Source organism: Acinetobacter sp. V110_1 (assembly GCF_031798975.1).
Taxonomy (GTDB): Bacteria; Pseudomonadota; Gammaproteobacteria; order Pseudomonadales; family Moraxellaceae; genus Acinetobacter; species Acinetobacter nosocomialis_A.
In genome coordinates, this window is record NZ_JAVQNN010000015.1 from 123,106 (window position 1) to 144,414 (window position 21,309).

18 protein-coding genes and 1 pseudogene are annotated in these 21,309 nt (G+C 39.4%); 7 read left to right on the forward strand and 12 right to left on the reverse strand.

Annotated features, from left to right (window positions below):
* Positions 1-4 precede the first annotated feature (4 nt).
* Positions 5-955, reverse strand: a complete 951-nt coding sequence (ispH, locus tag RMA95_RS05215; protein WP_304591403.1) for a 4-hydroxy-3-methylbut-2-enyl diphosphate reductase — start codon at positions 953-955, stop codon at positions 5-7.
* Positions 956-1,077: 122 nt separating this feature from the next.
* Here ispH and gmk point away from each other — a divergent pair, with 122 nt between their 5' ends.
* From gmk to bfr, 7 genes and pseudogenes are all read left to right on the forward strand, one after another.
* Positions 1,078-1,707, forward strand: coding sequence for a guanylate kinase (gene gmk / locus RMA95_RS05220; protein ID WP_311069794.1), 630 nt, complete (start codon positions 1,078-1,080; stop codon positions 1,705-1,707).
* 72 nt (positions 1,708-1,779) lie between these two features.
* Positions 1,780-2,058: a DNA-directed RNA polymerase subunit omega gene (gene rpoZ / locus RMA95_RS05225; protein ID WP_000135049.1), complete on the forward strand. Its 279-nt coding sequence runs from the start codon at positions 1,780-1,782 to the stop codon at positions 2,056-2,058.
* Positions 2,059-2,096: 38 nt separating this feature from the next.
* A pseudogene (locus RMA95_RS05230) lies at positions 2,097-2,227 on the forward strand (hypothetical protein).
* Positions 2,228-2,266: 39 nt separating this feature from the next.
* Positions 2,267-4,372 (forward strand): bifunctional (p)ppGpp synthetase/guanosine-3',5'-bis(diphosphate) 3'-pyrophosphohydrolase, encoded by a 2,106-nt coding sequence (locus tag RMA95_RS05235; protein ID WP_263614721.1) that lies wholly within the window; start codon positions 2,267-2,269, stop codon positions 4,370-4,372.
* A gap of 121 nt (positions 4,373-4,493) precedes the next feature.
* Complete coding sequence (locus RMA95_RS05240; RefSeq protein WP_002051728.1) at positions 4,494-4,877, forward strand: RidA family protein; 384 nt, start codon at positions 4,494-4,496, stop codon at positions 4,875-4,877.
* Between the two features lie 219 nt (positions 4,878-5,096).
* The gene (locus RMA95_RS05245; protein ID WP_000289091.1) at positions 5,097-5,291 is read left to right on the forward strand and encodes a bacterioferritin-associated ferredoxin; all 195 of its coding nucleotides are present in this window, start codon (positions 5,097-5,099) and stop codon (positions 5,289-5,291) included.
* A gap of 244 nt (positions 5,292-5,535) precedes the next feature.
* Positions 5,536-6,000, forward strand: coding sequence for a bacterioferritin (gene bfr, locus RMA95_RS05250; RefSeq protein WP_000678123.1), 465 nt, complete (start codon positions 5,536-5,538; stop codon positions 5,998-6,000).
* A 40-nt stretch (positions 6,001-6,040) separates the two neighbouring features.
* Here bfr and RMA95_RS05255 read toward each other — a convergent pair whose 3' ends face one another.
* The 11 genes from RMA95_RS05255 to aroB form a co-directional block, all read right to left on the reverse strand.
* On the reverse strand, positions 6,041-7,669 hold the full coding sequence (locus RMA95_RS05255) for a Wzy polymerase domain-containing protein (RefSeq protein ID WP_311069795.1): 1,629 nt from the start codon (positions 7,667-7,669) through the stop codon (positions 6,041-6,043).
* Positions 7,670-7,767: 98 nt separating this feature from the next.
* Positions 7,768-8,502: a TfpX/TfpZ family type IV pilin accessory protein gene (tfpZ, locus tag RMA95_RS05260; protein ID WP_311069796.1), complete on the reverse strand. Its 735-nt coding sequence runs from the start codon at positions 8,500-8,502 to the stop codon at positions 7,768-7,770.
* A 69-nt stretch (positions 8,503-8,571) separates the two neighbouring features.
* The gene (locus RMA95_RS05265; RefSeq protein WP_311069797.1) at positions 8,572-9,114 is read right to left on the reverse strand and encodes a prepilin-type N-terminal cleavage/methylation domain-containing protein; all 543 of its coding nucleotides are present in this window, start codon (positions 9,112-9,114) and stop codon (positions 8,572-8,574) included.
* A gap of 341 nt (positions 9,115-9,455) precedes the next feature.
* On the reverse strand, positions 9,456-10,016 hold the full coding sequence (locus RMA95_RS05270; RefSeq protein ID WP_311069798.1) for a TPM domain-containing protein: 561 nt from the start codon (positions 10,014-10,016) through the stop codon (positions 9,456-9,458).
* A complete protein-coding gene (locus tag RMA95_RS05275; RefSeq protein WP_311069799.1) occupies positions 10,010-11,092 on the reverse strand; it encodes a TPM domain-containing protein in 1,083 nt (360 codons plus the stop codon). Before RMA95_RS05275 ends, RMA95_RS05270 begins: the two co-directional genes overlap by 7 nt.
* 21 nt (positions 11,093-11,113) lie before the next feature.
* The gene (locus RMA95_RS05280) at positions 11,114-11,704 is read right to left on the reverse strand and encodes a LemA family protein (protein WP_087606419.1); all 591 of its coding nucleotides are present in this window, start codon (positions 11,702-11,704) and stop codon (positions 11,114-11,116) included.
* 131 nt (positions 11,705-11,835) lie between these two features.
* Entirely contained in the window at positions 11,836-12,723 is an 888-nt protein-coding gene (locus RMA95_RS05285; RefSeq protein WP_311069800.1) for a metal-dependent hydrolase, read from the reverse strand.
* A 173-nt stretch (positions 12,724-12,896) separates the two neighbouring features.
* A complete protein-coding gene (locus RMA95_RS05290; protein ID WP_311069801.1) occupies positions 12,897-14,318 on the reverse strand; it encodes an FAD-dependent oxidoreductase in 1,422 nt (473 codons plus the stop codon).
* Positions 14,319-14,387: 69 nt separating this feature from the next.
* The gene (gene gltB / locus RMA95_RS05295) at positions 14,388-18,863 is read right to left on the reverse strand and encodes a glutamate synthase large subunit (RefSeq protein ID WP_263614729.1); all 4,476 of its coding nucleotides are present in this window, start codon (positions 18,861-18,863) and stop codon (positions 14,388-14,390) included.
* Positions 18,864-19,325: 462 nt separating this feature from the next.
* Positions 19,326-20,201, reverse strand: coding sequence for a hypothetical protein (locus RMA95_RS05300; protein WP_311069802.1), 876 nt, complete (start codon positions 20,199-20,201; stop codon positions 19,326-19,328).
* 15 nt (positions 20,202-20,216) lie between these two features.
* A complete protein-coding gene (gene aroB / locus RMA95_RS05305; protein ID WP_311069803.1) occupies positions 20,217-21,299 on the reverse strand; it encodes a 3-dehydroquinate synthase in 1,083 nt (360 codons plus the stop codon).
* Between the last annotated feature and the right edge of the window lie 10 nt (positions 21,300-21,309).

Here is a 21,309-nt window from a genome sequence, read left to right on the forward strand (position 1 = left end):
CACTTTATGCTTGTGTCACATGAATGCGTAATTCTTTAGGAAGACTAAAAGTAATGTTTTCTTCACGTCCTTCTAACTCTTTAGGCGCCTGAGCACCCCAATCTTGCAAACGTTGAATGACTTGCTTAATTAAAATTTCTGGAGCCGAGGCACCAGCTGTTACACCAATTTTGCAACTTTCATTGAACCATGATTGCTCAAGCTGATCGGCATTATCTACAAGATAAGCGGCTTTACCCATACGTTCAGCAAGCTCGCGTAAACGGTTCGAATTTGATGAATTAGGTGAACCAACAACCAGTACGACATCGCATTTTTCAGCTAAGTCACGTACTGCATCTTGTCTGTTTTGAGTCGCGTAACAAATATCATCTTTGCGCGGCCCTTGAATTTTAGGGAACTTCGCACGCAAGGCATCAATAACTTTCGCTGTATCATCAATAGATAAAGTTGTTTGAGTAACAAAAGCCAATTTTTCTGGATGTCTGACTTCAAGTGCTGCCACATCAGCTTCATCTTCAACCAAATAAATGTCACCGCCTTTTAATTTGTCATATTGCCCCATTGTTCCTTCAACTTCTGGATGACCTTCATGACCAATTAAAATCGCTTCTGTTCCTTCACGAGCATATTTAGTTACTTCAATATGTACTTTAGTTACTAAAGGACAAGTCGCATCAAAAACTTTTAGGCCTCGACGCTCTGCTTCTTGCTGTACTGCTTTTGAAACCCCGTGCGCACTAAAAATGACAATCGAATCATCTGGTACTTGATCCAGTTCATCAACGAAAACCGCCCCTCTTTGACGCAAGTCATCTACCACAAATTTATTGTGTACAACTTCATGACGTACATAAATAGGAGGATTAAAACATTCCAAAGCCCGATTGACGATTGCTATGGCTCGATCAACACCGGCACAAAAACCACGCGGATTAGCTAACACAATTTCCATAACAGCCTCAAAATTAATAAAACAGGGGAATTTCTCGTAAATATTTGCAGTTAAAACTATTCAGTTTAAACGCACGGTACACTACAATAGCGAAGATATTTTATCATATCAGGAAAAATATCATGTCGGGTCTATTGTTTGTCGTTTCTGCTGCATCAGGAACGGGCAAAACATCTTTGGTGAAAGCCCTACTTGACCGTGTAAGCAATTTACATGTTTCAGTTTCGCATACTACCCGAGGTCAACGACCAGGTGAATTAGATGGTGTTCACTATCATTTCACAACAAAAGATGACTTTTTAGACCAAGTAGACCAAGGTGGATTTATTGAATACGCTGAAGTATTTGGTAACTACTATGGCACTTCGCAAGCAACCGTAAAACAACAGTTAGCTCAAGGACATGATGTCTTGCTTGAAATTGATTGGCAAGGTGCAGAGCAAGTACGTAAGCTGTTTCCTGAATCTAAACAAATCTTTATTTTACCGCCTACTCAATTCGATTTACGCCAGCGTTTATCTAATCGCGGTACAGATTCTGTTGAGGTGATCGAACATCGTTTAAGCTGTGCTGTTGAAGACATGCAGCATTATACGAACTTTGATTACATCATTATCAATGATGATTTTAATAAAGCCTTACATGAGCTTGAAGCTGTGATTACAGCAAACCGTTTAGTGCTATCTCAGCAAGCAAAAAGACACAAAAACTTAATTCAAGACTTGATTACTCCTCAACCAAAACAGGAATAACTTGAGTCTCGAACGAAAGCCTTTTATACTATTTAGTCTGTTCAAATTTACCATTCCAAAACGAGAACTTTTATGGCACGCGTCACCGTTGAAGATTGTTTAGATCATGTAGACAACCGTTTTGAGCTTGTGCTCGTTGCAAGTAAACGTGCTCGTCAATTGGCACGTCAAGGCATGGAGCCAACTGTAGAATGGGATAACGACAAACCAACAGTTGTTGCTTTACGTGAAATCGCTGTAGGACACGTAACGAAAGAAATTCTTAAACAACGTGAGCAAGATTACCAAACTTCTAGTCTTGATCTTGCCCTTTCTACAAACAGCTTAAATTTAGAAGGTTTTTCTTTCTAATTACTCCTGTTTCTATAAAAAACCATCGTTTCTTTGCGATGGTTTTTTATTTGGCTTCTTCATATTTAAAACATATTGGCAAAAGCAATTATTTTCATTGAAAAAAAAATACACTTTTTCAAATGAAAAAATTGACAAGTTCCGCAATATGCTTTTCATTAAGAAGTAGATAGATTTAGTTTTTTAAGCAACAGAAAAAGGGTGGTCTATGCCAGGCGAAGAGGTCAGCCAAGCCAAGCAACAGCTCAAATTAATTATCGAACCTTACTTATCAGTAAGCGAGGTCGAGAAAGTGCTTGCTGCCTGTGATTTTGGAGATCTGGCACACACTGGTATTACACGTAAAAGTGGCGAACCCTATATTCTGCATCCAATTGCTGTTAGCTGTATTTTAGCTAACATGCGACTGGACCCTGAAACTTTAATGGCAGCGCTTTTACATGATGTCATTGAAGATACTCAATATACCAAAGAAGATATTATTGAGCGATTCGGACAAACTGTTGCAGAGCTCGTTGATGGTGTAACCAAGTTAAGCCAATCAAGCGACAAAGAATATAATAAAGCGGCGTCTTTCAGAAAAATTTTGCAAGCAACGTTACAAGATCCGCGTGTCATTATTATTAAACTAGCCGATCGCTATCATAATATGACTACCTTGGGTGCTTTACGTCCCGATAAACGTGCTCGTATCGCGCAAGAAACTTTTGATATTTTTGTACCCATGGCAAGATTAGTCGGCATGAATGAAATGGCTGATAATCTTGAAAACTTATGTTATCAAAATCTAGATTTAGACATGTTTGATAACGTCCAGAATGCTTTACTCCAAACCAAACCAGAACGATGTAAATACCAAAGTATCTGGGAGCAAAATCTTGCAGAGCTTCTGCACAATTATCATATCCAAGGCCGTATTAAAAAGAAAAATAATAATATTGAATTATTACGCCACTTCGTTAAAAACGAGATGGATTTGCAAGAGCTTACTCATAGCCATGCTTTTGAAATCGTTTTACAGTCTATTGCCGACTGCGACCGTTTATTTGCAGCATTAAAAGAAAATTTCCAAGTCATCCAATATCAAGATCATATCCGTCGTCCATTGCCTGGTGGTAATCAGTCTTTATTGATCAAGCTTAAAGGCGAGAAAACTACATTATCGCTCACTGTCCAAACTGAGCTCATGCGTAAAGCTGCACGTTTTGGTGTGGTATTAGGTGAAAATGCCCCGCAAACTTGTCGTTCTGCCATTCAGGCATCAATGCAAAACCTAAATACACTCATTGATGGTGAATGCGCTAAAACAACTTTTAACGATTTATTAGACTACTTACATCAAGAAAAAATTTGGGTCTATACCCCACATGGCCAATTACATGAATTACCACAAGGCGCAACAGTAGTGGACTTCGCCTATTCAGCAAGTCTTTTCTTGGGTAACCATGCAGTAGGCGCAAAAGTTGATGGAGAGATTAAACCACTCTCTACACCATTAGTTAGTGGTCAGGTTATCGAGATTATTACGGATGTTTTAGCGACACCAAACCCAGACTGGCTAAGCTTTATTAATACGCAAAAAGCGCGTCGTGCATTACAGCATGTACTTAAAGATCAAGATATTGAAGAACAACGTTTAGTGGGTGCACAAGCACTTTCACGAGCACTGAAACTCTTTAACCGTTCAATCAATGATCTTTCAGAAGCAGATTGGCTAGACCTCTTACAATGGCGTCATATTGATAATAAAGATGCATTATTTGAGCAAATCGCAGTTGGAGACTTACTTCCTCAACTCGTAGCCAACCATTTGTTTGCAAATGACAAACACCCACAAGTAGAAAATTCAGACCGATTAATTCAGGGTACTGAAGGCATCGATGTTAAATATGCTCACTGCTGTAACCCTGTATTGGGCGATCTCATTCAGGGTCATTTAACACGCCGCGGATTAATTGTGCATCGTATTCGTTGTCATAATTTACTTCACGAACAACATTTGCATCCAGAAAATATTATGCCACTTCAATGGAAAGCAGATGACGTAGATGATGTACGTTTTACTGCCTACCTTGCGATTTATATGGCAATGAATGATGAGCAGGTATCAGACCTCATCTATCAATGTCGTAAAAATAATGCAGGGGTAGAAATGGTACACTCCAATGAGCAGCGGACTTTTGTGAACATCGTGGTGAATAATCGTAAGCACATTGCAAAAGTTATTCGTGATTTACGCATGCACTATGGGTTCCCACGTATTGAACGTTTAGATGCCCCTGCCCCACAAGCGGAAATTTCCAAAGTCAGCTAAAATTTGTTCTACTTTACTAAAATCTAACTTTCCAGAAGCACATAATCAATTAAATCGATGATACTTTTGTCAAAACGTATCATCGATTATGATGGAAAAAGATTTAATCAAGGAGAACCAAATGTCCCGCCAAGTCATTCATACTGAAAATGCCCCTGCTGCTATTGGCACATATTCTCAAGCCATTTTAGTAGGTAACACACTATATCTATCTGGGCAAATTGGTTTAGACCCTTACAGTATGGAACTTGTAGACGGTATTGAAGCTCAAATCCGCCGTGTATTTGATAACCTAAAAGCAGTATGTGAAGCTGCAGGTGGCTCACTTGCAGATATTGCAAAGCTCAATATTTTCCTTACTGATTTATCTAATTTCCAGCTTGTAAACCAAATTATGGGCGAATATTTTGCTCAGCCATACCCAGCTCGTGCAGCACTTGGGGTAGCAAGCTTACCTAAAGGTGCATTAGTAGAAATGGACGGAATTGTAATTATTAATCAATAAGATAAAACTTTAACTACAGATCAATCCTTAAATATTTAGCTCTAAAATTAGATACCGCCACGCTTAGAAATCTGAATAATTATTAGATTTCCGCTTAGGTGGTATTTTTTTATCCAAAATCCCAATAAAGATAAATGAGATTTTAAATGAATTTCATTGACAAACGATAATAATTATCAATAATATCAATTATCGCATTTATATTTGGGGATCACTCCCATGTACGTTTGCTTGTGTCGTGGCATTACCGATCAGGATATTAAAGACGCTATTGAAAATGGCGCTGAAAGCTATCGTGAAATTCGCGATTTGCTTGATCTCGGTACTTGCTGTGGACGCTGTGCACCAGAAGCACGTGCTATTATTAGTGAAGAATTAGCAGAAATTGCTGCACGCATTTCTGTAGCTGCATAATAAAAATTAGTATTTAACAGTAAATTATTGACTCCTCCACCGCTTTTTGCGGAACGTTAATTGTTCCTCATTCAAGCGGTTTTTTTTGGAAGGAAATTCACCTTTACCAATATTGTGTTGTTTTTGATTGCGATTTTCATTTGCTGTTCTATAAATTACTCGCCATATCCATGATTGTTCACTAAAATGAATTCATAGATTGCCTTAAGTGAATTAAGGCAGAAATTGTTTTGGAGTAGCTACAATGAAAGGCAATCGTGATGTGATTAATCAGCTTAACCAAGTGCTGTATCATCATTTAACTGCAATTAACCAATACTTTTTACACTCTCGCATGTTTAATGACTGGGGAATTGAACAACTCGGTTCCGCTGAATATAAAGAATCAATTCGTCAAATGAAGCATGCAGATAAAATTATTGAACGTATTCTATTTTTAGAAGGCCTTCCGAATCTTCAACATCTAGGTAAATTATATATCGGTCAACATACAGAAGAAGTTCTGCAATGTGATATTCGTAAAGTGAAAGAAAACATTGAAGCCATTCAGAAAGCAGTCGCTTTAGCTGAAACAGAACAAGATTATGTAACGCGTGATTTAGTACAAGAAATTCTAGAAAAAGAAGAAGAATATTGGGATTGGTTAGATACTCAAATTGACCTTATCGGTAGCGTTGGTATCGAAAACTATATCCAGAGCCAAATGTAATCTTTCATAAAAAAATCCCCTTGAAAACAAGGGGATTTTTTTATTTATCTTTTAATAATTGTGCCAGTGTTATTTGCTGTCCATAAAGGTGCTGCAAAATAAATATTTGTTGCTCTGCTTGATCTACTTTTCCATTATAAGCAAGTAACTGAGCATATTTACGCAAATTATAAGGGGTTGCTTTGTTCTTCACAAAATTTCCCCATTGAACTAATTCTGCTTCAGATAAAGTTACATTAGGATTGAGTGCAATCCATTTTAAACGCTGCTCAAATTGGGTTAAAACAAAAATCTGGTCACTTCCCATGAGCTCAGCATTTGGCTGCTTATTTTTAAATAGTAAATTACTATTCAAGACATAAACATTGTAGTCTCGCCAAATCGCAACTATCAGCACTAAACTAATCCCCCAAATGAAGCGAAGAATTTGTTTGTTAAGCTTAATACCTTTTAGTATAGGAATCTGTGCTTGAATTACACCTAATAAAAAGCCACAAGTCAGCAAGAAATAAGCATAACGCTGCGGAAACTCCAACATGGCGTGAATAAGCACAGTACAGACCATCATCACTGCGATAATCGAGATTGTTTCTTTTGCTTGTTGATTTAGCCAAAATAACCAACATGTAAAGTAAGCAATAATCACCGCACCAAGTGGAATACCATTCCAAATAATAAGATCTAGCAACACATTATGAGCGCTGGTCGTCCACTCCGTCGTTGGAAAAAGAGCATAAGCAGACATTTGAGCAACACTGGTTTGATTCCACCCATATCCCAGCCAAGGATGTTGCTGTACAGCGATTAACATTTGCGCCCAAATATTAAAACGCAGATAACCCGAGCTTGCCCGTTCAGCCAAGCTACTCGCCTGAGTTATATCTGTATGTGACCATGCCTCAATTAAGCTTGTAAGGAATGGTAAAACTAAGCCCGCCATGAGGAAAAAGCCAGCACACCATAATAAGCCTTGAAACACCCCAAAACGCTTAGGTTTATTAAATTGCTTAATAGCCCAATAAATGAGTAAAAATGGAAAAACAACCCAAGAGGTTCGCGATTGACTAAGGACAACTGCAAATAAAATAGTTAGCGCTGATGGCAAGAGCAACCAAACCGATGCTTTGTTCTTTTCATATAAATATAAGCATCCTAATAGTCCCATAATAAGAAAGGTTGCCATATTATTCGGTTGCCCAAAGTTACCGTACGGACGGTTACCAATTAAATGCAACATATGAGCAAAATGTGTATCAATATTTAACCACTGACAAACTGCAATAAGACTAGTTGCAACCGAAACAATAACAGTAAGTAAACTAAACCCTGTAAAAATTTGGTCTCGCTGCTGTTGATCTAATGACAGGTTATAGCCAGCCACAACCATAATCCAAAAGCCTAATAAGTAAAGTGAACTTAACAAAGCTGTACTAAAATCGAAAATTAGACCAAAAGCCCACTGCACCACTGGAATTAAAATAAATGGCAATAGTAATAATTGTGCCCGTGGAATTTTTATATTTTGATAAAAAAGTGCAGCTAAGACACTTAAACCTGCTGCAAAAGTACTTATCTCACTAGAGAACATCACCCAAGGGTTATAGTGAAATGGCGATAGCCACGCAAAACCTAACAGGATTGCTGCGAGGAACAGAAAGAATACTTGCATAGTGACAGGTTATAGGCCAAAAACTTGAGAAGGATTATACATGGAAGAAAGTGAGAAGAATTAGCTTGTATATGTATCTTCTCACAAGAGGTGCTAACTTATTTCCATGGTCGTAGGTCTACAATTTTAACCACTTGAGCTGAGTTTTTATCCATTAAAACAACCATATCTACAGCATTCGCTTTTAAAGGAACCCATGCATTCGCTTCTGGATATTTTCTTAAAATATTTTCTACTTGCTGTTTAGAGTTAAATTTTTCCAGTTCATTCAAATTTTGAACTTTATTTCGTATAAGTGGCTTAACTTGTACCAACTCGACATAAAGTTCTGGTCGTTGAGCAGAAGAAATACCACTAAATATTTCTTCAAACATACTTTTGCTACGTTCTTCCTTATTCTTTAACACTTTAACAGCGGCAAATTGCGGATTAAACCAAGAAGGATACCGGAATTGTGGCTTAGTTATCTGAAGATTGGTGTCAGTAATTTCATTATTTCGCACAAGTTCAAAGCGATCTACATTATACACCAACCAAGCAGGTCGGCCTTGAGCTATGCTATACAAACCATACCCTAAAGCTAAAATTTGGATGAGAATAATTACTGCTAAATCAAATTTAAGTGTTTTTTTTGCTTCTTTATATACAAAAAAACTTAAAGTAGGACCCAATATAACATCTATCCCTATCAGCATTATAAAGATATGAATAACGCCTACAGCTTTTGCTAAGGGTTGTGGATACCAAACCAGAAAAAACCAAATGAGAATAATGAAAGCCACTACTATAGAAATAGATAAGTGGCTTAGAAAGAATTTAAAGCGCTTAGACATCTTAATACTCTTTATTATTCTATAGTTAATAAAAAAGACCGAAAACGGTCTTTTTTATTTATCTAAAAATTAACGGCAAGCAGCTGGAGCAAATTTTGCCTCTAATGTACCTGCACTTAAACCAGTATCTAATTTTGCATCTGTAGCAGCAGTATGTGTAGCAGATGCACAACCCCAATCAATTGCTCCAGTCTGTCCTTTTGTTAATGCGGCATCTAATGCTATACCTGGGTTACCTGCAGCATTAGCACGAACATAAGGTTTAAGGAAGAGTGTGTTTGCGGCTGTACCAACACCAACTGCTGCTGCGTTATAAACAACTTTAATTTCGCCTGTCTTTTCATCAATCTGTACAGAAGTAACATACTTAGAGTTTGCACCACTGCTATCAGCTTGCGCATTCCAAGTAGTAGCAACATTTTTTAAATCAGTTACTGAAGCGGCATCTGATGCGATCATTTGTTTCGCACTATCCGCTAAATTTAATCCTTCAGAAATACGTGTACGCACGGTATAGTCTGAATATGCTGGAATCGCGATCGCTGCCAAAATACCAATAATCGCAACCACGATCATAAGTTCAATTAATGTAAAACCTTTTTGTGCATTCATAGCCTTTTCCCCAAAGATTGTATGTATGTTTTTATATAAGCTTTTTCAGCTATCATCTATATTGCAGCAACCATGCCAACTTTTATTTTAATTTAAAAACAACAAGTTATGATTTATAACAATTAAACCCAAGAGTATATTAGGCAAATAACTGACAAAAATTGTCACTCAAATTTTATTAGTATTGAATCACTAATAAAAATCTCTTAGCAACTCACTTCTTTTTTTTATTCTTTAATGTGATAAAAATCTCTTTAAAAGCAGATAAATAGATGACATTTTTTGTCAGTCGACATACTAAGCATGAATTTAAAAAAACAGCGAATCATAGGGCAAATAACTTAATTAATAATGATAGGCGCATTCCCTAATTCATTATTTTGATCTGGCATATTCTCATCGTAAAAGCGTGACATCACATCGCCAATTTGCTGAACCCCAATCACTACAGCATGTAAATACTGTTTTTGTTTAAGCTGCTGCACAATAGACTCGCAAATCTGTTGCCATATCTGCTCAGTCGTCGCATTTCCAATACCACGATCAAATATAATTTCTACTGTGCGTTCACATAAATTTAAATAGAGCAGTACACCGCTATTAAGTTCGGTATCCCAAACCCCAAGTTCTGCAAATAATTGCTGAGCTCTTAAACGTGTATTTTGTCTATACGCTTGTGAACAAGGGATATGCCCTTCTATAACGACCTGTATTTCACCAACATGACCAAGTTCTGCTTGTTGAACAGCTTCAGCAATCGCTTGTTTATCATTTTTATTGAAATAACGGCTACTAGCAGGAAAATAACAAAGATGCTTAAACCAACGCTTTAAGCTTGGCTCTACAGATTCCTCAATTTTGGGTTGAGTAATAATTTGTGTTGTTTCTGATGTTGTTACCATGAGCCTGAAGCACCTCCACCACCAAAACGACCTCCACCACCACCATAACCGCCGCCGCCACCACCGAAGCCTCCTCCACGGCCACCGCCGCCAGAACCACTCAGAATGGCCTGTAAAATAAGTTGGGCAATAGAAGTAATGAGTAAAAAGAAGATTCCAAAACCAAGTAATAAGCTAGTCACTAGACCTGCGCCATTTACAAAACCTGCTACAGCAGCAGCAACGCCAGCAGTAGATGCGCTAAGAGGTCGTCCGACAATAAATGAACCCACAATTCCAGCAACAAGAATAAATAAAGCCATTGTCAGGGTTGTCTGTTTAGCTTGTTGCTCTTCGGCAGCTTGATGTTGGCGTTCTTTTAAATCTTGAGCAGCTTGCTGAGCAACTTCCGGATCTAAATTTAAAATTCTTCCGATTTCATCAACACCAGCGTTTAAGCCTTGTGCATATTGGGCTTGTTTAAAATAAGGTGTAACTTGATTTCGAATAATTCGGCTTGCAACGATATCAGGCAATACGCCTTCTAAACCATATCCAGTTAGAATTTGTATGCGACGATCATTAATTGCAACTGCGATAAGTAAGCCATTATCACGTTTACTCGAACCAAGTTGCCATTTTTCACCGACACGTAAAGCGTAATCAAAAATATCTTCTTGGCCCGTAGTCGGTACAATCACAATGCCTATTTGTGCCTTACCTTGCTGGTACAAATTTAAAATTTTCTGGTTAAGTTGCTGCTTCTCAGCCTCGCTTAAGATATTGGCTTGATCAATGACAGGCTGATTTAATGTAGGTAAACCACGAATTGATTCACCATCAGCCATATCATTCGCAACCTGAGCTTGAGGCGCTGCACTTGAAGCAGCCTGCTCATTTACTTTAGGCTTCGATGCTTGAGCTTGCTGCTGTTGAATAATTTTACCTGCCACCACCGTGTCAGTTTCATCTGTAGCAGTGGCAATATTATTCTCACTCCAAGCCGCACTCTGAAACAGAACACTACAGCAGAGCATAATTAAGGTAATAACGAATACCTTAATTTGCTTAGACTGAAGCAATATAGTATTTCTCATGCGGCACTTCCTTGATTTAAATTAATCAAAAGAAACTTTTGGAGCCTGTTGAGCCGATGCTTCCGCAGAGAAATTAGCTTTCGGATGCATACCAATCACTTTTGCTGTTACGGCTTGCGGGAACTGACGGACATAAGCGTTATAGTCCTGAACAGTTGTAATATAACGATTACGTGCCACAGCAATTCGGTTTTCTGTACCCTCAAGCTGAACCTGTAATTCTTGGAATTGGGTATTGGCTTTTAAGTCTGGGTAATTTTCTGAAACAGCAATAAGTCGAGATAACGCACCTGTTAACTGGCTTTGTGCTTGTTGATATTTTTCAAGTAATGCTGGGTCTTCTAATACTTCTTTATCGACCTTCAAGCCTGCAACATTTGCACGTGCCTGAGTAACTTCTGTTAATACTTGCTCTTCATGCTTAGCATAGCCTTTAACTACGTTTACAAGGTTTGGTACCAAATCTGATCGACGTTGATATTGGTTCTGTACCTCAGACCAAGCCGCTGTTACAGCCTCATCTTTGACCTGTAAAGTATTATAGCCACAGCCAGAAAATAGTAAGGTGCTTGCAAGTGTTGTCGCGATTACAAGTTGTTTAAACGTTTTCATCGTCACTTTATCCTCAAGTTTTTCTTTATATTTTTAACCTCTTGTCTCGATTGTATGATGAATTTGGCATTATTGTGTTGCTTTTATTTTATAGATTTAAAAAAACCGGATCTTTAAATCCGGTTTTTATTCTAGCTTGGTCTTAACCTTGTTTCCCCTTGGAAACTTGTCATTTGATATTCATCGGCCAAATAGCTTTTCCAGTAATCGACCATATGTCCATAATCTGTTTGACTCGGATGAAAGTCCTTTTTGTAATAAGCAAAGTATTCTGGTGTCAGTTGTATAATCATTTTAACAAGCAAATACACACCAAAAATATTTCCTCCCATTTTAGGCAAGCTTTTCCATTTATCTTGCCAAAATAATCGCGTCGTACCATAGAAAGCAAGACTCGCAAATCCTGTAGTGACACTACGCATTAATAATCTGCGAATACGGTCATCGCCATAGACATGTTGATAGACATCAAATGCAACTGAACGATGTTCAATCTCCTCAATAGCGTGCCAGACCCAAAGCTTTAACGCAACTTGATCCAAAGTTTTTAATAATTCAGGATGCTGTAAAATATATCCTCCAAGCAAAGCCGTAAAATGCTCAAATGCACAGGTAAGGGCGAGCTGTAGCTTAGGTGGAATTGTTCTTAAATATTTATCACGTTCATTTAACCACGCTTGAAAACGATCCAAATTATAGTCATCACGGCGCCAAGCCTCATTAAACTCACCATGTGCTTTTGAATGCATCGCTTCTTGCCCAATAAAAGCGGCAATTTGTGCCTGTAGTTGAGGGTCGGAAACTTTGTCGCGTACATTGCGCACACTATTTACAAAAAACTGTTCTCCGACTGGAAATGTTGAAGAGAGTGCAGTTAAAAAATGGGACATTAAAGGCGAATTTGCAAAATAATAGCGCTTAATTGCTTGAGGATTAAACTCAAGCCGACGCACCGTAATACCCAACGCTTTTCGACGATTTAAATATGATTTTTCTGCCGTCATACCTGCGATGTTCATGCTCAACACCTACTGTATTGAAGAAGAGAACTTTGAGTATGTCGTGGGACTTAGGCACTAAAAAGGGCAAAAAAGCTTATTGTATTTGCCAAAAACGTCAAACCGATTAATGGTAAAAAATAAAGCCTGCATATCGCAGGCTTTATCAAAAACTTTAGTAATGATTTTTTAGATTAAACACCAAGGTAATCTAAAATACCTTCAGCAGCTTGGCGACCTTCCCAGATTGCGGTAACTACAAGGTCTGAACCACGGACCATATCACCACCAGCAAAGATTTTCGGGTTTGATGTCTGGAATTTAAATTCTTGCTGTTCAGGTGCAACAACACGGCCTGAACCATCAAGATTGATATTCACATTACCAAACCAGTCTGCTGGGCTTGGGCGGAAACCGAATGCTAGTAAAACTGCATCAGCTGGTAATACTTCTTCAGAACCTGGGATTGGCTCAGGACTACGACGGCCACGACTATCTGGTTCACCCATTTGAGTCGTCACCACTTTTACGCCTGTCACTTTGCCATTCTCACCAACAATCTCGATCGGTTGACGGTTGAATAGGAATTTCACCCCCTCTTCGTAGGCATTTTTTACTTCACGTGCAGAGCCTGGCATGTTGCTTTCGTCACGGCGGTATGCACAAGTTACATCGTGAGCACCTTGACGTAAAGAAGTACGGTTACAGTCCATTGCGGTATCACCACCACCTAGAACAATAACTTTTTTACCATCTAAACTGATATATTCATTTGGGTCTTTTTCCCAACCTTGGCAACGGTTCACGTTAGAGATCAAGAAATCCAGCGCATCATAAACACCATCAAGATCTTCACCAGGAAAACCACCCTTCATATAGGTGTAAGTTCCCATACCCATGAATACTGCATCATATTCTGCAAGTAATTCATCAATAGTGACGTCTTTACCAATTTCAGTATTTAAACGGAATTCGATACCCATACCTGTGAAAATTTCACGGCGGCGTTTCATGACATCTTTTTCCATTTTGAATTCTGGAATACCAAATGTCAGCAAGCCACCAATTTCAGGACGCTTATCGAATACAACTGGCTTAACACCACCACGAGCTAAAATGTCTGCACAGCCTAGACCCGCTGGACCTGCACCAATAATTGCAACTTTTTTACCTGTCCACTTCACATGTGACATGTCTGGGCGCCAACCCAAAGCAAAAGCTGTGTCATTGATATATTTTTCAGCATTACCAATAGTGACTGCACCGAACCCATCATTTAAGGTACAAGCGCCTTCACACAAACGGTCTTGCGGACATACACGACCACATACCTCAGGTAAAGTATTTGTTTGATGGCAAAGCTCAGCAGCTTGGAAAATTTGACCTTCAGCGATGAGTTTTAACCAGTTTGGAATGTAGTTATGTACTGGACATTTCCATTCACAATAAGGGTTACCACAACCTAAACAACGGTGTGTCTGATTAGTGACTGTTTCCGAAGTAAAAGGTTTATAAATTTCCACAAATTCTGCTTTGCGGACAGTAATATCTTTTTTCTCTGGATCTTGACGTGGTACATCCAGAAATTGAAAGTCATTATTTAGGCGTTCTGCCATGTCTCTCTCCGTGGGTAGGCGCGGATTTCACTGTTGCCCGCACCTGCCTATGTCTTTGCAGTCGTGGAATTATTGTGGGTCAGCTTGTGTAGTTTTCAAAAGCGATTGCAAGTTAGCAGCTTTTGGTTTTACAAGCCAGAATTTACGGCTGTAGAAGTCGAACTCATTGCGGATTTTATAAGCCCAAGCACTACCTGTTTCTTTGATGTGCTCGTCAATAATACGCAACAAGAACTCTTTATGATCTTCCATAGATTCTGTTGAAATACGAGTCAAGTCAATTAACTCGTGGTTGTAGTAATCTACAAAGTCATTATCAAGGTCAAGTACATAAGCAAAACCGCCAGTCATACCTGCACCGAAGTTATGACCCACTTTTCCAAGTACAGTTACAACACCACCAGTCATATATTCACAGCAGTGGTCGCCTGCACCCTCAATAACAGCGAATGCGCCAGAGTTACGAACTGCGAAACGCTCACCTGCCGTACCAGCTGCAAATAATTTACCGCCAGTTGCACCGTATAAACAGGTATTACCAATAATTGCTGTATTTTGAGTTTGGAAAGGTGAACCTTTTGGTGGGAAGATCGAGATACGACCACCAGCCATACCTTTACCTACATAGTCATTGGCATCACCTTCAAGACGGATATGCAAACCACCAGCGTTCCATACACCAAGTGACTGACCAGCTGTACCAGTTAAGTTCATTACAACTGGATGTGCTTCCATACCCAAGTTGCCATAACGACGAGCAATTTCACCCGATACACGTGCGCCAATTGAACGGTCACAGTTCACGACGTTAAAGTTGAATTGACCACCTGCACTTGACTCAATTGCAGGAAGCATTTCTGCGACCATTTTCTCAGCCAATACACCTTTATCAAATGGTGCATTACCTTGAACTTCACAGTACTGCGCTTTACCTTCAGCAGAAGGATGAGAAGTTAATAACGCGCTTAAATCAAGGTGAGCATGTTTTTCAGTTTCACCCGGTAATACTTCAAGCAAGTCCACACGACCAATTAAGTCTTTCAATGAAGAAACGCCTAATGCTGCCAACCATTCACGAGTTTCTTCCGCAATAAAGTGGAAGAAATTAATGAGCATTTCTGGCTCGCCAATATAGTGTTCTTGACGTAAATGATCTTGTTGAGTTGCAACACCAGTTGCACAGTTGTTTAAGTGACAAATACGGAGGTATTTACAACCTAAAGCGATCATCGGTGTTGAACCAAAACCAAAACTTTCAGCACCTAAAATTGCAGCCTTGATCACATCAAGACCAGTTTTTAAACCACCGTCAGTTTGTACACGTACTTTGCCACGTAAGTCATTTACACGAAGTGCCTGATGCGCTTCACTTAGACCAAGCTCCCATGGAGAACCTGCATGGTGAATTGATGAAAGCGGAGATGCAGCAGTACCACCGTCATAACCTGAAATAGTAATAAAGTCTGCATATGCTTTAGCAACACCCGCAGCAATCGTACCTACACCCGGTTCAGATACCAACTTCACAGATACCATGGCTTTCGGGTTAACTTGTTTCAAGTCAAAGATAAGTTGTGACAAATCTTCAATTGAGTAAATGTCATGGTGTGGCGGAGGTGAAATAAGTGTCACACCCGGTACTGAGTAACGTAAACGTGCAATCAAGCCATTCACTTTACCACCTGGTAACTGACCACCTTCACCCGGTTTTGCACCTTGAGCAACTTTAATTTGCAAGACTTCAGCAGAAGTTAAATATGCAGGTGTTACCCCGAAACGACCAGATGCGATCTGTTTGATTTTCGAGTTACGAATTGTGCCGTAACGCGCAGGGTCTTCACCACCCTCACCAGAGTTTGAACGACCACCAATAGTGTTCATCGCAATTGCAATCGCTTCATGAGCTTCTGGAGAAAGCGCACCTAAAGACATCCCTGCCGAGTCAAAACGAGGCAAGATCTCTTCAACCGATTCAACTTGTTCAACCGGGATCGGATTAGTTGTTTTTAACTTAAATAAGTCACGAATAGTCGCTACTGGACGGTTATTTACCAATTCAGCATATTCTTTAAAGTCTTCGTATTTACCAGAGCGAACCGCTTTATGTAGTGAGTTAATCACATCTGGGTTAAACGCATGGTACTCTTTACCAAATACGAATTTCAGTAAACCACCCTGATCAATTGGTTTACGACTTGACCAAGCTGTTGCTGCTAATTTTTTCTGATCATTTTCAAGATCAACAAAAGTTGCACCTTGGATACGACTTGGAACGCCCAAGAAACACTGATCCACAACTTCAGAAGATAAGCCTACTGCTTCAAAAAGCTGACCACCACGGTAAGAAGCAACTGTAGAGATACCCATTTTTGAAAGAACTTTTAATAAGCCTTTCTCAATACCTTTACGGAAGTTTGCTTGTGCATGAATCGGATCACCTAAAAGCTCACCTTTCGCAATCAAGTCATTGATTACATCGTATGCAAGGTATGGATAAACAGCAGTCGCACCAAAACCAAGTAATACCGCAAATTGGTGCGGATCACGTGCAAAACCAGTTTCAACCATAATGTTTGCATCAGTACGCAAACCAGTTTTAATGAGGTAATGGTGTACCGCACCCGTTGCAAGTGCAGCGTTTGCAGGTAAGTAACCTTCACGAATGTTTTTATCAGTTAAAACAATTAGGGTTTTACCATCACGAACAGCTTGTGCAGATTCTTCACAAATACGCGTAATTGCCGCTTGTAAACCTTCTGTTTCAGCATAGTTCAAATCAATATCAACTGCTTCATAACCCGGACGCTCAATGCTACGGATTTGCTGCATTTTTGAATTTGACAGTACAGGGCTAGAGATGATGATACGATCAGCATGCTCAGGGCCTTGTTCAAATACATTCTGCTCACGACCTAAACAGGTTTCGAGCGACATGACAATTGATTCACGCAGTGGATCAATTGGTGGGTTTGTCACCTGTGCAAATTGTTGACGGAAATAATCTGTCACATGGCGAACTTGACGAGACAATACAGCCATCGGTGTATCGTCACCCATAGAGCCAACTGCTTCCTGACCGCTTTCAGCGATTGGGCGTAACAACTGGTCACGCTCTTCAAATGTCACCATAAACATTTTTTGAGCTGCTTTTAATGTTTCGCCAGTTAAACCTTTATCAACAAGTTGTTCTTCAAGTTCAGGGTTTGCATTTAAGCGAATCGCATGATCACGTAACCATTCACGGTATGGACGCATGTTCTTCAAATGTGTACTAACATCTTTAGTATCAAGTACTTTACCTGTTAGGGTATCAACTACCAAAATCTGACCTGGACCTACACGACCTTTAGAAACTACGTCTTCAGGTTCATAGCCCCAAACACCGATTTCAGATGCCAAGGTAATGTAATCATTTTTGGTAATGACCCAACGTGCAGGACGTAAACCATTACGGTCAAGCATACAAATCGCATGACGACCATCTTGAATAACAAGACCAGCAGGACCATCCCAAGCTTCCATATGCTTAGAGTTGAATTCATAGAATGCACGTAAGTCTGCATCTAGAGTTTCAACGTTTTGCCAAGCTGGTGGAACGAGCATGCGTAAAGCACGGAATAAATCCATACCACCACCCACCAAGATCTCAAGCATGTTATCTAAGCTTGAAGAATCTGAACCTGTACGGTTTACAATCGGATTAAGCTCAGTAAGACCTGGTAATAATGGATTTTCAAATTTAGGAGTACGCGCTAATGCCCAGTTACGGTTTGCTGTAATGGTGTTGATTTCACCATTATGTGCAAGGTAACGGAATGGCTGAGCCAAAGGCCAACGCGGTAATGTATTTGTAGAGAAACGTTGGTGGAATACCACAATATGCGATTTTAAGCGCTCATCTGCTAAGTCTGTATAGAACTCAGCAATTGCCGCAGGCATCATCAAGCCTTTATAGCTAATGACTGTTGAACAAAGCGTAGTCACATAAAATAACGGATCTTTTTGGAGTTGTTGTTCCGCACGGCGACGCGCCAAGAATAACTTACGGTTAAATTCAACCTCAGTTACACCCATTGGACAGTTCACAATGACTTGTTCAAAAGCTGGTAAAGATTGAAGTGCAATTTCACCTAATGCATCGTTGTTTGTAGGAACGATACGCCAAGCGAGAACACGTAAACCTTCTGACTCGATTTCTTTCGTTAAAATATTTTTAGAGTGCTGTGCTAATGCTGGATCAATATTTAAAAATACCGTACCCACAGCAAAAATTTCACTTAGTGTAATATCACTTAGTTTTTTTGCTTCATCACGGAAAAATTGCTTTGGCATCGCCAATAATAAGCCGCAACCATCTCCCGTCTTGCCATCTGCGGCAATACCACCACGGTGCGTCATGCAACTTAAACTGTGAATCGCGGTTTCTACTAGATGATGACTTGATTCACCCTTCATATGGGCAATCAGTCCAAAACCACAGTTATCCTTAAACTCATCAGGTTGATATAAACCTTGAGCGGGAGCTACAGTATTAGGCGATGGCATGTGCATAGCGTACCCTTCTTTCAATAAGGCTCTTTCGAGCGTCAAACAAACAACTTCTTTTTGCGATAGTGCCTACGGATGATAGTTAGCTCAATGTTTCGCAAACAAAAAATTTTGGGCTGATAAGCCAATATACGCTGTTCCATTTTTACGTACACTGGTTTTTGCTAGAAAAATGTTTTGACTTATTTCGCACTCTTTTAAAGCAGTTCGACCCCACGACTCTGCATAGAATTCACTTCTTAGAGGGCTAAAATAGTTTGCAGCACATTAATAAGCACAACAATAAAGCAAAAAGTGTGCCATATTGAAAAATTGAGACTAAACCCTTATATTTATTATAAATATAGTTATTTTATTCACGTTATCATGTAAGAAAATGACTAAATATGCACCACATCTGGTCAAAAAATATTATTATTTAACTAATTTGCACCATTTTTGCGCACATTGCGAGGTGAATTAATTCCCTTTTGTGCCCTCATTTGTGGCATTTTTCTGTTGTCCATCATTTATCCGTGTTTGTGCAGTTCTATTAGGTTGATCAATATTGGAATTTGATTGCTGTACATCAACCACATTTCCTTCTGCATCACGACGAACTATCGTCGTTTTTGTAGCTGAGTTTGTACTAGCCGCTTTCGGCTGAGCATTTGTAGCACTACTGGTAGCACCTGCCATCAATAAAGATTCATCAATTGTAGGCAAAGCTGCTGGACGCAATCGAACTTCATAAAGCTGATTATTACCACCTTTCATCTCATCTGCCCCCAAATCATTTACCAGTGAGGCATAACTTGAGAACTGTTGTGGCTGAGGTTTAACTGACTCAGGTAATTGCAGATTAATTTGTGTTAATTGCTGAATTGCATCTTCTGAACGCTTGAATGTGCCATAAACCAACACATACTGCTCTGCTTGTTGTTCCCCACTTAAGCGGAAGTAAATAAATTTATTACGGTCAGTACGGTTTTTTAAAAAGTTTTTAATAATGTCTTCATCTGAGGCACGGAATAGCTCAAGCGTCCATTGCTTTTTATTTTCATTAATAAACTTTGTACCACGAAACTCAGGTTCATGCTCACCTGAAGCCACAGTACGTGTAGTTAAATCGAGTGGACGGACTTCATCCGCTAAAGCACCTAGGTTGGGTGTTGTAGCAACTTTCTCTGGTTGAATTTGTACAGGCGCCTCAGAATCAGCCGACTTTTCAACTTCAACCAGTTTTTTGCTATCGGTAATTACCCAAAAAATAAAAGCAAGGAATAAGCAGGCAATACCACCAACCAACCAGATATATTGTTGAACATTCTGCCAAAGTGTACGTGATACAGTCATGCTTTACCTTATTTGTTATCCGTGTTGATTTGCCAAAATAGCCTGTTTCATCAATTCGACATCAAAGTCTTTGGTAATTACTGCTTGCCCAAGTTGCTTTAACAACACCAAACGTAATTGCCCATTGAGAACTTTTTTGTCATGAGCCATATATCCAAGGAAATCATCCAATGGAATTTGTGGACATGATATCGGCAAATTCGCACGTTGAATGATTTTTTTTGTACGAGCTACATCTTCCTTTGAGATCCAGCCCAAACGTTGTGATAAATCTGCCGCCATGACCATACCCGTTGCAACAGCTTCACCATGTAACCAAGTACCATAACCAAGATATGACTCAATCGCATGACCGAAAGTATGGCCTAAGTTAAGTAAAGCGCGCTCACCTTGTTCTTTTTCATCATTCGCAACAATACGCGCTTTATGAGCACATGAACGATAGACAGCTTCTGCAAGTAAATTAGCATCTCTTGCAACAAGGCCATCCATATTTTCTTCAAGCCAAACCAAGAAATCTACATCACCTAAAAGTGCATATTTAATCACTTCAGCTAAACCAGCTGAAAGCTCACGTTCTGGTAATGTATTCAACTGTGCCATATCAGCCAAAACAACCTGTGGTTGCTGAAAAGCACCTAACATATTCTTACCAAGCGGATGGTTGATTCCTGTTTTCCCACCCACACTTGAATCTACTTGTGAAAGTAATGTGGTAGGAACCTGAACAAAATAAACGCCACGTTGGAAACAAGCAGAGGCAAAACCTGCCATATCTCCAATCACGCCTCCACCTAAAGCTAAAACTGTACAATCACGGTTAAAACTAGCTTCAAGCAACGCATCAAAAATTAAATTTAAATGTTGAATATCTTTATATCTTTCACCATCGGGCAAAATACAGGTCGCAACCGTTTTACCTAGGCTCTTTAAGGCTTCTTGATAGTGGCTTAAATATAAAGGCGCAACCGTAACATTACTTACAATCATGACCTGTTGACCATGAATATATGGTTCTAGTAATTGTTTCGGGTCAAGTTGACTACCAATAAAAATAGGATAACGGCGTTCGCCTAATTCAACATGTAAAGTTTGCATGAATTTATAA

What these genes read in the sequence shown, in the direction of transcription:
- ispH (WP_304591403.1), bottom strand. Translation starts at nt 955, where the DNA reads ATGGAAATTGTGTTAGCTAATCCGCGTGGTTTTTGTGCCGGTGTTGAT.
- gmk (WP_311069794.1), top strand. Translation starts at nt 1,078, where the DNA reads ATGTCGGGTCTATTGTTTGTCGTTTCTGCTGCATCAGGAACGGGCAAA.
- rpoZ (WP_000135049.1), top strand. Translation starts at nt 1,780, where the DNA reads ATGGCACGCGTCACCGTTGAAGATTGTTTAGATCATGTAGACAACCGT.
- RMA95_RS05235 (WP_263614721.1), top strand. Translation starts at nt 2,267, where the DNA reads ATGCCAGGCGAAGAGGTCAGCCAAGCCAAGCAACAGCTCAAATTAATT.
- RMA95_RS05240 (WP_002051728.1), top strand. Translation starts at nt 4,494, where the DNA reads ATGTCCCGCCAAGTCATTCATACTGAAAATGCCCCTGCTGCTATTGGC.
- RMA95_RS05245 (WP_000289091.1), top strand. Translation starts at nt 5,097, where the DNA reads ATGTACGTTTGCTTGTGTCGTGGCATTACCGATCAGGATATTAAAGAC.
- bfr (WP_000678123.1), top strand. Translation starts at nt 5,536, where the DNA reads ATGAAAGGCAATCGTGATGTGATTAATCAGCTTAACCAAGTGCTGTAT.
- RMA95_RS05255 (WP_311069795.1), bottom strand. Translation starts at nt 7,669, where the DNA reads ATGCAAGTATTCTTTCTGTTCCTCGCAGCAATCCTGTTAGGTTTTGCG.
- tfpZ (WP_311069796.1), bottom strand. Translation starts at nt 8,502, where the DNA reads ATGTCTAAGCGCTTTAAATTCTTTCTAAGCCACTTATCTATTTCTATA.
- RMA95_RS05265 (WP_311069797.1), bottom strand. Translation starts at nt 9,114, where the DNA reads ATGAATGCACAAAAAGGTTTTACATTAATTGAACTTATGATCGTGGTT.
- RMA95_RS05270 (WP_311069798.1), bottom strand. Translation starts at nt 10,016, where the DNA reads ATGGTAACAACATCAGAAACAACACAAATTATTACTCAACCCAAAATT.
- RMA95_RS05275 (WP_311069799.1), bottom strand. Translation starts at nt 11,092, where the DNA reads ATGAGAAATACTATATTGCTTCAGTCTAAGCAAATTAAGGTATTCGTT.
- RMA95_RS05280 (WP_087606419.1), bottom strand. Translation starts at nt 11,704, where the DNA reads ATGAAAACGTTTAAACAACTTGTAATCGCGACAACACTTGCAAGCACC.
- RMA95_RS05285 (WP_311069800.1), bottom strand. Translation starts at nt 12,723, where the DNA reads ATGAACATCGCAGGTATGACGGCAGAAAAATCATATTTAAATCGTCGA.
- RMA95_RS05290 (WP_311069801.1), bottom strand. Translation starts at nt 14,318, where the DNA reads ATGGCAGAACGCCTAAATAATGACTTTCAATTTCTGGATGTACCACGT.
- gltB (WP_263614729.1), bottom strand. Translation starts at nt 18,863, where the DNA reads ATGCCATCGCCTAATACTGTAGCTCCCGCTCAAGGTTTATATCAACCT.
- RMA95_RS05300 (WP_311069802.1), bottom strand. Translation starts at nt 20,201, where the DNA reads ATGACTGTATCACGTACACTTTGGCAGAATGTTCAACAATATATCTGG.
- aroB (WP_311069803.1), bottom strand. Translation starts at nt 21,299, where the DNA reads ATGCAAACTTTACATGTTGAATTAGGCGAACGCCGTTATCCTATTTTT.